At 65.0% G+C, this 13,087-nt stretch carries 6 protein-coding genes; all 6 read left to right on the top strand.

Going from position 1 to position 13,087, the window contains the following annotated elements; genetic code table 11:
* Window positions 1–55: 55 nt before the first annotated feature.
* Entirely contained in the window at window positions 56–1,402 is a 1,347-nt protein-coding gene (locus Q5H93_RS18925) for a type III PLP-dependent enzyme domain-containing protein (RefSeq protein WP_305008218.1), read from the top strand.
* Between the two features lie 168 nt (window positions 1,403–1,570).
* Complete coding sequence (locus Q5H93_RS18920) at window positions 1,571–4,180, top strand: urea transporter (protein ID WP_305008217.1); 2,610 nt, start codon at window positions 1,571–1,573, stop codon at window positions 4,178–4,180.
* Complete coding sequence (locus Q5H93_RS18915) at window positions 4,177–5,358, top strand: hypothetical protein (RefSeq protein ID WP_305008216.1); 1,182 nt, start codon at window positions 4,177–4,179, stop codon at window positions 5,356–5,358. Before Q5H93_RS18920 ends, Q5H93_RS18915 begins: the two co-directional genes overlap by 4 nt.
* Window positions 5,346–5,951 (top strand): tetratricopeptide repeat protein, encoded by a 606-nt coding sequence (locus Q5H93_RS18910; protein ID WP_305008215.1) that lies wholly within the window; start codon window positions 5,346–5,348, stop codon window positions 5,949–5,951. Before Q5H93_RS18915 ends, Q5H93_RS18910 begins: the two co-directional genes overlap by 13 nt.
* A gap of 402 nt (window positions 5,952–6,353) precedes the next feature.
* Window positions 6,354–6,695, top strand: a complete 342-nt coding sequence (locus Q5H93_RS18905; protein ID WP_305008214.1) for a hypothetical protein — start codon at window positions 6,354–6,356, stop codon at window positions 6,693–6,695.
* A gap of 537 nt (window positions 6,696–7,232) precedes the next feature.
* Complete coding sequence (locus tag Q5H93_RS18900; RefSeq protein WP_305008213.1) at window positions 7,233–13,034, top strand: hypothetical protein; 5,802 nt, start codon at window positions 7,233–7,235, stop codon at window positions 13,032–13,034.
* The last annotated feature ends 53 nt before the right edge of the window (window positions 13,035–13,087 follow it).

Here is a 13,087-nt window from a genome sequence, read left to right as displayed (position 1 = left end):
CTGATAATCGTTCTGCCGTGAAAAGATGCTTCACTGCGTTCAGCATGACAGTAGTATGAAACTCCCCTACGAGCGGCCCCATATCCGCAAGCTCACGGCCGGGCCGCCCAGCAAGTTCGGGCCCCGCCCCGGCCAGCAGCCCGTAACCGAGCTCGACGGCGTGCCCGTGACGGCCTTGGCCGCGCGCTACGGCTCGCCGCTGTTCGTGCTGAGCGAGCGGCAGCTGCGCCGCAACTACCAGGCCGCCGTGCGGGCCTTTGGCACGCGCTACCCGCAGGTGCAGCTGGCCTGGTCCTATAAAACCAATTACCTCAATGCCGTGTGCCGCGTCTTCCACCAGGAGGGCGCCTGGGCCGAGGTCGTCTCGGGCTTCGAGCTGGAAAAGGCGCTGGGCAACGGCGTGCCCGGCCACCAGATTCTCTTCAACGGCCCCGGCAAGCGCCGCGCCGATTTGCTCCGCGCCGCCGAAGTCGATGCCGTCATCCACCTCGACCACGCCGACGAGCTGCACCTGCTGCTGGAGCTGGCCGCCGGCCTGCCGCAGCGCCCCCGCGTGGCCCTGCGCATCAACCTCGACGCCGGCACCTTCCCGCAGTGGGACCGGTTCGGCTTCAACCTCGAAAACGGCCAGGCCTGGCAGGCGATAGAGCGCCTGGCCGCCGCCGCCGACCGGGTCGAATTAATCGGCCTGCACTGCCACATCGGCACCTTCGTGCTGCAGCCGGCGGCCTACGGGGTGGCCGCCGGCAAGCTGGCGGCCCTGGCCCAGCGTTGCGCCCGCGAGCTGCAGGCCCCCATCCAGTACCTCGACCTGGGCGGCGGCTTCCCCTCTACCAACACCCTCAAAGGCGCCTACCTCCCCGGCCCCGACACCGTGCCGCCCCTCGACGACTACGCCGAGGCCATCACCCAGGCCCTGCTCGGCGCCGGTTTCCGCCCCGACGAGCTGCCCCTGCTCATCCTCGAAGCCGGGCGGGTGCTGGTGGATGACGCCGGCTCCCTGCTGGGCTCGGTGCTGGCCACCAAGCGCCTCGCCGACGGCCGCCGCGCCACCATCGTGGACTTCGGCGTGAACCTGCTTTTCACCTCCTACTGGTACGACCACCTTATCAGCCCCACCCGCGACTACTCGCCCCAAACCGAAACCACCGTCCTCTACGGCCCGCTCTGCATGAACATCGACGTGCTGCGCGAGGCCGTCAGCCTGCCGCTGCTGGCCCCCGGCGACCTGCTGGTGGTGCACAAAGTGGGGGCGTATAATATGAGCCAGTGGCAGCAGTTTATCACCCTGCGGCCGAATGTGGTGCTGATTGATATGCAAGGCGAAGTGCATGTGGTGCGCGAGGCCGAGACGCTGGCGTATCTGCAGCAATTAGAAAAGGTGCCGGGGCACCTGCGCTGAAAATCCAGAACGTCATCCTGAGCTGACCGAAGGGAAGCGAAAGGACCTCGCCCGCGCCGCGTGCAGCAGTAATCACTACCAGTTGAAATTACCACCACAACGAAGCGGGCGAGGTCCTTTCGCTTCCCTTCGGTCAGCTCAGGATGACGTTCTAAATACAACGTTCTTGTGAAATCCTTCCTCCACGCCGTCCTTCACAGCTACAGCCTGCTGTTCTTCTCGCAGCATCGGGGCTTCGCGCTGCTGCTGCTGCTGGCCACCTTCGCCCAGCCCTGGGCGGGGCTGGCGGGGCTGGGCGCGGCCGCCCTGGCCGTGGGCACGGCCCGCCTCGCCGGCTTCAACCAGGAGCTGACCGACCTCGGCGCCTACAGCTTCAACGCCCTGCTGGTGGGCCTCTGCCTGAGCGCCCTCTACCAGCCCGGCTGGGGCCTGCTGGGTTTGATAGGGGTGGGCGCCCTGCTGGCGCTGCTGCTGAGCGTGGCGCTGGGCGGCTGGCTGGGCGGGCGCGGCCTGCCGCCGCTGTCGCTGCCCTTCGTGGCGGTGCTGTGGCTGCTGCTGCCGGTGGCCGCCCGCCTGCCGCAGCTCGGCCTGAGCGAGCGCGGCATCTACTGGCTCAACGACGTGTACGCCCTGGGCGGCGCGCCGCTCGTATCGGCCGCGCGCTGGGTAGGGGAGTGGGCCTGGCCGCCGCTGCTGGGCACCTACCTGCGGGCCCTGAGCTCGGTGCTGCTGCAGGACAGCGCCGCCGCCGGGCTGCTGGTGGCGCTGGGGCTGCTGTGGCACTCGCGCATTGCCTTCACTTTGTCGGGGCTGGCGTTTGGGGGGGCGTATGGGCTGGCGCTGCTCACCGGCACGCTGCCGGGCGAGTCCGAAACCTATAATCTGGGGGCCAACTACATCATGACGGCCCTGGCCGTGGGCGGCGTGTTCGTCATCCCCTCGGCGGGCTCGTATGCCCTGGCGCTGGGCAGCGTGCCGCTCACCGCCGTGCTGCTCGCGGGGCTCAGCACGCTGCTGGGCCGGGCGGGGCTGTCGGTGTTTTCGCTGCCATTTTGCCTGGGCGCGCTGCTGGTACTTTACGCTCTGCTGCTGCGCGAGCGGCCCCGGCCGGGCCTCGTGCTCACGCCCGTGCAGCGCTACTCGCCCGAGCGCAACCTCTACGCCTACCACACCGACCGCATCCGGCTGCAACATCAGTTGTACCTGCCGCTCACCCTGCCCTTCCTGGGCGAGTGGCGCTGCTCGCAGGGCTACGACGACGCCAACCCCACCCACCAGGGCGACTGGGGCCAGGCCCTCGACTTCGTGATAACCGACGCCGACGGCCGCACCTATGCCGGCGCCGGCCTCACCCTCACCGACTACTACGCCTACAACAAGCCCGTCCTGGCCCCCGCCGACGGCGTGGTCGAAGAAGTCGTCCAACACATTGAGAATAACCCCATCGGTGAAGTAAACCTGCGCCAGAACTGGGGCAACACCGTCGTGCTGCGCCACGCCCCCGGCCTCTACACCCAGCTCTCGCACCTGCGCCCCCACTCCGTGCCCCTCAAGCCCGGCGACGCCGTGCGCCGCGGCGACCTCGTCGGCTACTGCGGCAGCTCGGGCCGCTCGCCCGAGCCGCATCTGCACTTCCAGGTGCAGGCCACGCCCTTCGTGGGCTCGCGTACGCTGGCCTATCCGCTGGCCTATTTTCTGGCAAAAGCCGCTTCGGCAACACCAGTTGGCCTTCCCAAACGGCACTTGGCTTCGCCAAACGGCACTTGGCATAGCCCAAACGCTATTCTTGCTCCTGAAACGGCATTCGACATAGCCGAAACACTATTCGAGCCAGGCCAAACACCTCTTGGCGGAGGCAAAACACCATCCGACCTTGCCCAAACGGCACTTGACCGACCCCAAACACCATTCGGCATTACCAAAACACCTCCCGACTTTACAAAAACATCACTTGGCGGAAGCCAAACACCATTCGGCGGAAGCCAAACACCATTCGGGGAAGACAAAACACCCCTTGGCGGCGGCAAAACACCATTCGAGCGAAGCAAAACACCCTTCGACCATGCCCTAACACTCCTTGGCATCATCGAACCACCATTGGGCTTCCCCTCTGCCCACGGAGCGCGGCCCGCTACCCCCCAGCTGCGCCACTTCGCCGTGCCCGCCGCCGGCGACGCCGTGAGCCCGCCCACCCCCAACCGCCCCCTCAGCCAGGCCCTGCGCCTGTCCCCCGGCACCGTGCTGCAGGTGCAGCAAACCCATTCACCCATCCACCCATCCACCCATTCACCTATTGAAAGCTGGGAAGTCTTCACTGACGCCTACAACCTGCGCTACCTCCGCTGCCAGCGCACCGGCGCCGTGGCCTACTTCGAAAGCGACGACGCCGTCTTCTACTGCATCGCCTATTACGGCCCCGAAACCGCCTGGCTCTACGCCTTCTACCTGGCCGCCTACCGCGTCCCGCTCATTCAGCCCACCCCCGCCGAAACCCGCGACGTGCTGCCCCTCTCCGTGCTGCGCAACCCCCTCTTGAAAGCCGCCCAGGACCTGCTGGCGCCCTTCCACCGCTTCGTGCAGCCCACTTTCTGCCTGCGCCCGGCCCCGCCCGAAGGCCGCCGCCAGTGCCTGCGCAGCCGCGCCACCGTGCGCGCCTTCGGCCGCGAGCAGCTGCTGCAGGCAGCCGAATTACAAATCCACGACGGCCGCCTGGCCAGCCTGCGCCTCACGCGCAATGGCGCAGAATGCACCCTCACCTTCAGCCCCGGCGGCGCATGAGAAACATCTGCGCCCTGCTGCTGCTCCTGCTGCTGGCCCGCCCCGCCGCCGCCCAGCGCCTGCTCGATTTCACCTACACCGACAGCCTCACCCACGCCCTGCTAACCCAGCACCGCTGGCAAGCCCTCGACTCGGTGGGCCGCGCCGCCCTGCGCCTCGGCGTCGACTACCCCACCCTGCGCCGCCGCCTTGGGCTGGCCGGGCAGCTGCGCGGCCGCCCCGCCCGGGCCCTGCGCCACTACGCCGCCGCCCTGCGCGACAACGCCGCCGACACCCTCGCCCGCACCGGCCTCGCGCTGGCCTACCTCGCGCTGGGCCAGCGCGAGCTGGCCGCCGCCGTCGCCCCCGGCCTGCGCGACTCGCTGCGCCAGCGCTGGCACCTCGGCGCCCGCCAGCTGGTCAGTTCGGCCGACGTCGAGCTCAGCGGCCAGACCACCACCAGCCGCTTCCGCGGCAACGCCGGCTACGCCCGCCTGGGCCTCGGCAGCCGCCTCAGCTCCCACCTCAGCCTGCTGCAGAGCCTCAGCTACTACGGCCAGCACGTCGAGCTGCTGCGCTTCGACCAGGGCCGCCCCCGCTCGCAGGACTACAGCGTGCGCCAGGGCGAATACGCCGCCCTGCTCGGCTACCAGCTCGACGCCCGCTGGCGCGCCAAGCTCGGCTACCACTACCTGCACAGCTACTTCGGCACTGCGTTTTACCCCGGCCACCTCGGCCTGGCCGCCCTGCACTATACCCGCCCCTACTGGCAGGCCCAGGCCAGTGCCTACGCCGGCCGCCTCACCGCCGAGCCCGTAGCCCAAACCAGCCTGCGCCTCGTCGCCTACCCGCTGGGCAACCTTAAATTGTACCCCTTCGGGCAGTTCAACGTGGTGTTTTCGCAGGGCCGCCGCTACCCCAACTACCAGCTCGGCCTGGGCACCCAGCTGCGCCGCTGGCTCTGGCTGGAGGCCTACGGCAGCGCCGGCCGCGTGCCCGTGCTGGCCGAGGCCGACGGCACCTACGTCTACAACCTGCTCGACCCGCTAGGGCGCCGCGCCGGGGCCAGTTTGCATATCTTGTTGCCGCATTCGCTGTTGCTGCGCCTGCACTATTTGGCTGAGCAGCGCTACCAATACGCCACCCCCGGCACCTACAACCTGTTTTCGCTCACTACTTCGCTCGCATGGACCTGGTAAAGCCCGCCCTCGTTGCCGCCGCCCTGCTGCTGGCCGCGCCCGCCCCGGCCCAAACCGACCTCTCGGCCGCCTTCGCCACCAGCTACGCCGCCGAAACCAAGGGCGACTACGCCGACGCCATCGCGCCCCTGCGCACCACCTACACCGGCACCTACGAGCAGAATCTGCGCCTCGGCTGGCTCTACTTCCTGGGTAAAAACTACACCACCTCGGCCAGCTACTACCAGAAGGCCGTCGAGCAACGCCCCTACGCCATCGAGCCCAAGTTCGGCCTCATCAAGCCGCTCAACGCCCTGGCCCAGGTCGAGAAAATGCTGGCCCTCTACACCGACATCCTCAAAATAGACCCCCAGAACACCCAGGCCAACTACTGGACCGGCGTCATCTTCCTCAACCGCAAAGCCTACGACAAAGCCGCCCGCTACTTCGAGCGCGTCGTCAACCTCTACCCCTTCGACTACGACACCAACCTCTCCCTGGCCTGGACCTACCTCAACCTGGGTAAGAAACCCGAAGCCAAAGCCCTCTACACGAAAGTGCTGCTCATCCGCCCCGGCGACGCCACCGCCCTGGCCGGCCTGAAAAAGCTGTAGGGGAGGAGGGAACAGGAACAAAAAAAAGAACGTCATCCTGAGCCGACCGCAGGGAGGCGAAAGGACCTCGCCCGCTTCTTTGGGGTAGTAATTCCAATCGTTTTAACGAAAAGAAATTACGGCTGCATGTGGCGCGGGCGAGGTCCTTCCGCCTGCGCTACGCTACGGCTCAGGATGACGTGCTGGTTCGACCAATCCCCCCAATCCACCCGACGAATCCTCCAATCCCAGTTTCACCGACCCAATTCTCCCATTAGTGGCCCCCACTTCCCAGCCATCCACTCTTCCTTGACGTGGGCATTGAAATAAACCATCTTCAAGTCGTCACCCCGCTGGCCCTGAGCCGCCGGCCCGGTGAACGGCTCATTTGTTCGGTTCGTTTCACTTCACAGCCCCTTTGCCATGAAAGCGTTGATGTTTGGTTTCCTCGTCCTTATTGCCCTCTTAGCCGCCCGCCCCGCCGCCGCGCATTCCGAACCCGAACGCGCCGTGCCCGGCCAGCCCCTTGCCGCCGCGCCCCGCCCGCTGCTGCGCTTCCTCATCAACATGCTGGAGCTGCCCGACCAGCAGGCGCTGCAGGTGGAGCAGGCCCTCAAGCGCCACCCCGCCAAAATCACCACCGCCGCCGAGCTCACCGCCGCCCTCCGCTCCGTGCTCACGCCCGGGCAGCTCACCCGCCTGCACGCCCTGCACCCCGAAGCTGAATTGCAGGACGAGTTGCGATATCTGGCCACATTATACTAACTTTGCAGCCCAGCCGTTAGTGCGTTCACCGGTTAAAAAGGGGGCGTTGGCCGTGTTAAAAATACATCCTGTCGATTTAAAGCTACCCGAAGCAGCCCGATAGGCTAATTTTGTGTCATTCTCCAGCGGCTGATACCGCAACGGACAAAGAAATTAAGTAAACGCTGGCACTGAAAGCCACGTTACAAAGGAAAACGGGTTTGGTGAGAGATTCCCGGAGGCCGGCTGCTAATCACAGTCGGCCTCAACTTTTTTAGGGCGGATTGTAATGTACCAGTCCGACGCCGTAGGCGTCCGACTGGTTGCCGGCTGTCCGGTATTCAGCCTATAAGCCTATTCGAAAGCGCTGATGATAACCGGTCCGACGCCGTAGGCGTCGGACCGGGACAGCGGCTTGGTGTTGAATGAAATGCCCGCCAGCCGCGTTGGCAAGCGTACGGATGGCCCCGGCCCGGCGGCCATAATGTGCCGACTATTCCCGAAATTGTAGCCCTAACGCGGCCGACCACCCCGGCTGTGTCCCCGAAATTGTTCTCTATGAAGCGTTTTGCTGTTGCGATAGTGTGGTTGAGTGCCCTGATGAGCGGCGTGTTGCCGGCCTCGGCCCAAACCACGCCACCGCCCACGGCGGCCCCGGCCGGGGCTAAGGCCCCGCCGCCCGCCGCCACCAAGTACACCGGCAAGCTCGCCACCGACCCGGCCAAGTACATCGACGATGTGCAGCTGATGATGGCCACCACCAACAACGCTGCCGCCAAAAGCAGCGCCGCCAAGCTCAAGGAGCTTTGGGGCAGCAACCGCCTCACGGCCTCGCAGCAGGCGCGCATCATCGCCATTTCGCAAACCATGCTCACCAAGAAGTTCCGGCCGCGGCCGCACTTCGAAGCCATGTTCACGGCCATCGTGGGCGGGGCCAACGTGGCCAAGCTCAGCGACCAGCAGATGGACCAGTACCTCGACGTGCTGAACCAGACCCTGGACAAGGAAGCCGTAACCGAAACCGAGAAATTCCTGACCAGCAGCAGCCGCTTCCTCTCCACCGGCTACCTCTACCGCTCGGGCTTCAACTCCTTACGCTCGATTGGCGGCACGGTGTCGTTCACGTACTCGGCCATCACGGCGCCCGAGGGAAGCTTCGATTTTGGCAGCCCCACGCCGGCACCGAAGAAGGAAGAGGAAATTCCGGCCGCGCCCAAACCGACCCCAAAACCGGCGGCCAAGCCCGCCCCCAAGCCCGTGGCCAAGAAAGCCGCGCCCAAAAAAGCCAGCAGCGGCTGGGATACGGCCGACCTGTGGTCGTCACCCTCGGGCGGCGGCTGGGGCGACGACGACGGCTGGGGCACGCCCGTAAAAAAGAAAGCCCCGGCCAAGCCCGCCGCCAAAGCCCCCGCCAAAACGGCGGCCAAAACCCCCGCCGCCAAAGCCGCCGACCCGGTAGTAAGCAAGGCCGACTTCGACGCCAGCTCCGGGTTCGACTCCGGCTCCGGGTCGTCGGGTGGCGGCTTCGAGGCGCCATCGCCCTACGAAAACTACTACGCGCCGCCGGCCCGCGGCGCGGTGATGGTGATTAAGGACGCCGACCTGTTTATGGCCACGGCCGGCGACTCGGTGTTTATCCGCAAGGTGAGCGGCTCGGTGGTGCCCAATTCCAACCGCTTCATCGGCACCAGCGGGCAGATGACCTGGAACATCAAGGGCGACCCGGTGACGGCCGACTTCGCCGGCTTCGACTTCGACATGGGCAAGCCCGAGTTTTCGGCCCAGCCCATGACGCTGACCTACCCGGCCCTGCTGGAAGCCCCCGTGAAGGGCGCCTTGAGCTACAAAAGCACCCGCAAAAAGCCCGGTGCGGCCGACAACGGCTACCCCCGTTTCATCTCGCTGACCAATAACGCCCGCATCAAAACACTGGGCGACAACATTAAGTACACCGGCGGCCTGACGCTGGCGGGCAGCCGCATGCTCAGCGCGGCGCTCGATATGTCGCCCTCCACCGTGACGGTGAGCATGGACGGCAAGCCGAAGTTTAAGGCCGCCTCGAAGGCTTACGTGCTGGGCGACTCGCTCATCACGGCCACTCGCGCCAGCGTGGTTATTTACGAGGGGGCCAAGGATTCCATCACCCACCCGGGCGCCTTGTTCAAGTACGAAAAGGGTAAGAAGCGCCTCAAGCTGCTGCGCGAGGAGGGCATGTACAAGAACACGCCCTACATCGACTCCTACCACCAGCTCGACATCAATACCGAGATGCTGACCTGGGACCTGCAGAAGCCCGAGGTGGAATTCTCGGTGCTGTCGGCCAAAAACCAGCAGACCGCCAACTTCGAGAGCCGCGACTTCTTCACCAACACCCGCTACCAGCAGCTCAAGAGCATCAACAAGTTTCACCCGCTGCAGATGCTGGCGGGCTACCTCACCGACCACGGCGGTGGCAAAACGGCCAACATCAAGCAGATTAACGAGGCTACCCAGATTTCGGAGGCCAACCTGGCCACGGCCATGGCCGGCCTGGCCCGCGACGGCTACGTGACCTGGAACGGCCAGACCGGCGACGTGACCATGCTGCCCAAGGGCGCGCACTACGTGGCCTCGGCCCGCAACAAGCAGGACTACGACCACATCGCCATCAAGTCGCTGTCGGGCTCGGGCAAAAATGCCACGCTCAACCTCAACACCAACGAACTGCTGGTGCGCGGGGTCGACCGCTTCAACTTCTCCGACGACTCGGCTACCGTGTTCGTGCAGCCCGACAGCGGGCGCATCCGCATTCAGCAAAACCGCAACATCGATTTCAGCGGCCTGGTGGTGGCTTCGGCCATGCGCTTCAAGGGGCGCGAATTCAAGTTCGACTACAAGGGCTTTTACGTGGACATGATGAAAATCGACTCCATCGTGATTCGCAGCCCCAATAAGAAAGCTGCCAAGGGCGACACTAAAACCGCCGACTTTGCCCTCACCAACAAGGGCAAGGTGTCGGAGGGCCGCCTGTACATCAACGACCCCAAAAACAAGTCGGGCCGCAAGAAAAAGCCCAACTTCCCGTCGTTCGACTCGAAAAGCGGAGCCAACGTGTACTTCGGCAAGCAGGACGTGCTGGGCGGCGCCTACGACTCGACGATGGTGTTCGACATTCCGCCCTTCAAGCTCGACTCGCTCAACGGCATCGGCAAAACGGCCTCGGGCTTTGATGGTACGTTTAAGAGCGGCGGGATTTTGCCCGACATCAAAACCAAGCTCACGACGCAGCCCGACGGCTCGCTGGGCTTTGTGTACGATATTCCGAAGGAAGGCTTCCCGCTGTATAAGGGTCGGGGCCGCGCCACGGGTAAGGTGAGGCTCGACGGCAAGGGCCTGCAGGTGGATGGCAAGGTGACTTACGGCTCGGGCACCTTCGATTCGGACCAGTTTGTGTTCTACCGCGACTCGGTGGTGGCCATCGGCAAGACCGGCAACATCGCGGCCAAGACCGGGCCGGGCGTCGACATCCCCAAAATGGTGCTGCCGGCCGGCTACGCCATGAACTGGAACGTGCGCCAGGACTCGATGTACCTGACCACGCCCGCCAGCGGCGAGGCCGTGAAGCTGTACGAAAACGCGGCCGCCAAAACGGCCTACACTTTCAAGGGCACGGCCCTGCTCACGTCGAAGGGCGCGGGCGGCTCAGGGCGCCTGGATGGCCCGCAGTCGTTCATCAAGTCGCCCGACATGACGTTTAAGACCGACAGCTACTCGGGCAAGCAGGCCACGCTGGCCATTAAGTCGGCCGAGGCCAACAAGCCCGCCCTGACGGCCAACAACGTGTCGTTCGACTACGACATGAAGAAGGGCGTGGCCGACTTCAACGGCGAGGAGGGCCGCAAGTCGAACATCGACCTGCCGTACTCGCAGTTTAAGACCAGCCTGAGCGGCGGGCGCTGGGACTTCAAGAAGAAGCGCGTGGAGCTGAAGCGCGCCTCGGCCGCCGACTCGTCGAGCGCCTACTTTTACTCTACTAACCCCAACCAGGAAGGCCTGAAATTCAAGGCGGCTACCGGGGTGTACGACCTCGCCAAGTACCGCCTCGAAGCCAGCGGGGTGCCCTACGTGGCCTCGGCTGACGCCTGGATTATTCCCGACTCGGGCCGCGTGAGCGTGCTGGCGAAGGGCGAATTGAAGCCCTTCAAAAACGCCAAGGTGCAGCTCGACTCGCTGGCCAAGTTCCACCAGCTTTACAAGGGCAACATCAAGGTGCTGTCGAAAAAGGCCTTCACCGGCGACGCGCAGTATAGCTTCAAGACCGTGCGCGGCTCCTACGACATCAAGTTCGGCGGCTTCGAGTCGGACTCCAGCGCCTTTGTGGATAAGAAGGGCAAGCCGGTCAAAATTGACCCCGAGAACCCGCCGGCCGTGGCTACCGTGGCCACCGGCGTGGTGGACGGCAAGAACCCCTTCCAGCTGGCGCCGCGCATCGGCTACCGGGGCGACGTGAAGCTGAACTCGCAGCGCCGCGGCCTCATCTTCGACGGCCAGGTGCAGCTGCAGTTTGGCAAGAGCCGGGCCAATGCCGAATGGTTTGCCGTGAAGGATTCTATCGACCCCAAGAACATCAGCCTGACTTTGCGCGACCCCAAGGCCGAGGACGGCACGCCGCTCCTGACCGGCCTCTACGTGTCCGACGTGTCGAACAAGGTGTATCCACTCTACGTGTCGACGCTGCCCAATAGCACCGACTTCCCGCTGTTCTCGGTAGATGGTGAGCTGCGCTACGACGACCGCAAGGGCATCTTTACCATCTCGCGGCACGATGCCTACGACCCCAACATCTACGACGGGGCCGTGCTGACGTACTCCGACTCGACCAGCCAGCTGGGCTTCCGCGGGCCGATGAGCTTCATCAAGGGCACCAAGGACTACAAGATGGTGGGCAGCGGCGTGGGCACCGCCAACCCCGATAGCGCCCGCTACAACGCCGATGTGCTGCTGGGTATCGACATCAACATGCCCGGCAAGGCCATCGACGCGATGGGCTCGGAGCTGGCCAGCATCACTAAAAACTCGCCCGAGGCGCTCGATGGCGGCACCAACGAGCTCTACAAGCTGGGCGAGTTTCTGGGCTCGAAAGGCGTGGAGGCCTACACCATGCGCAAGGGCCAGACCGCGGAGCCGCTGATGAAGCTCTCGCCTAAATTCAGCCATACGATTTTGCTGAGCAAGGTGAATCTGCGCTGGAGCGAGAAAAACCGGGCCTGGTACTCGGTAGGCCAGCTGGGGCTGGCGGGCGTGGGCAAAACCCCCCTCAACGCCCTGGTGGACGGCTACGTGGAAATCAAGCGCGACAACGCCGCCGACTGGGTCGAAATCTACATCGAGGCCGAGCCGCAGGTGTGGTACTACATTAAGTACTCGAACAACCTGCTGCTGGCGAAGTCGCAAAACGACGTGTTCGACGCCGAGCTGGGCAAAACCAAGGGCGATTACAACACTGCCACCACCTACGGTGCCTACCTGGGCGAATTCACCGACGTGGACAATTTCCGCTCGCACTTTCAGCGCGACTACCTGGGCCAGAGCGGCAAGCTGGCGGCCCGCCCGGCCGCCCCGCCCAAGTCGGACGAGCCCGGCGTGGATGCCGCCGGTGGCAAGAAAAAGAAGAAGGGCAAGAACGACGACCCCTTCGGCTCGGGCGAAGTGACGGACCCGAACGCGCCGCCCGCCGACGCGCCCACCGAAGCCACTACTTCCTCCAAAAAGAAGAAGAAGGCCAAGGATAACGACCCCTTCGGCGGTGGCGAAATCACCGACCCCACGGCCCCCGCGCCCGTGGCCGAGGAGCCCGCCAAGAAGAAAAAGGCGAAGGATGCCGACGCCGCTACCACCGAGCCTAGCGCCGATGCCCCCACCGACGCCCCCGTCGAAGCGCCTTCCAAAAAGAAGAAGAAAGCCAAGGACGACGACCCCTTCGGCGGTGGTGAAATAACCGACCCCACGGCCGCCCCGGCCGAGGAACCGGTGAAAAAAGTGAAGACCAAGGACAAGCCCGCCGATAACCCGGCGCCGACTCCGGCCCCCGCTACGCCTGCGCCCGCCACCCCGGCTCCGGCCACGCCCGACCCGGCCACCACCGAGCCCGGCGCCGCCCCGGCCACCGACAAAAAGGAGGAAGAGCACCTGAAGAAGGAAGCTGCCGCCGCCGCCAAGGAAGCCGAAAAAGCCGCCGCCGCCGCCAAAAAGGAGGAGGAGAAAGCGGCCGCCGCCGCCGCCAAAGAAGCCGAACGCCTCAAGAAAGAGGAGGAGAAGCAGAAGAAGGAGGAGGAGAAGAAGAAGAAAGAAGCCGAAAACGACCCCTTCGGCGGCGGCTGATAGCACGACAAGCTCCCCTCCTTGGAAAGGAGGGGAGTTTTCGCGTAGCGAAA

The sequence above is a fragment of the Hymenobacter aranciens genome (genome assembly GCF_030580865.1).
GTDB lineage: Bacteria > Bacteroidota > Bacteroidia > Cytophagales > Hymenobacteraceae > Hymenobacter > Hymenobacter aranciens.
The sequence above is the reverse complement of the archived record's forward strand: the minus strand, read 5'-3'. Positions and strand labels throughout refer to the sequence as shown.

What these genes read in the sequence shown, in the direction of transcription:
- Q5H93_RS18925 (WP_305008218.1), top strand. Translation starts at nt 56, where the DNA reads ATGAAACTCCCCTACGAGCGGCCCCATATCCGCAAGCTCACGGCCGGG.
- Q5H93_RS18915 (WP_305008216.1), top strand. Translation starts at nt 4,177, where the DNA reads ATGAGAAACATCTGCGCCCTGCTGCTGCTCCTGCTGCTGGCCCGCCCC.
- Q5H93_RS18910 (WP_305008215.1), top strand. Translation starts at nt 5,346, where the DNA reads ATGGACCTGGTAAAGCCCGCCCTCGTTGCCGCCGCCCTGCTGCTGGCC.
- Q5H93_RS18905 (WP_305008214.1), top strand. Translation starts at nt 6,354, where the DNA reads ATGAAAGCGTTGATGTTTGGTTTCCTCGTCCTTATTGCCCTCTTAGCC.
- Q5H93_RS18900 (WP_305008213.1), top strand. Translation starts at nt 7,233, where the DNA reads ATGAAGCGTTTTGCTGTTGCGATAGTGTGGTTGAGTGCCCTGATGAGC.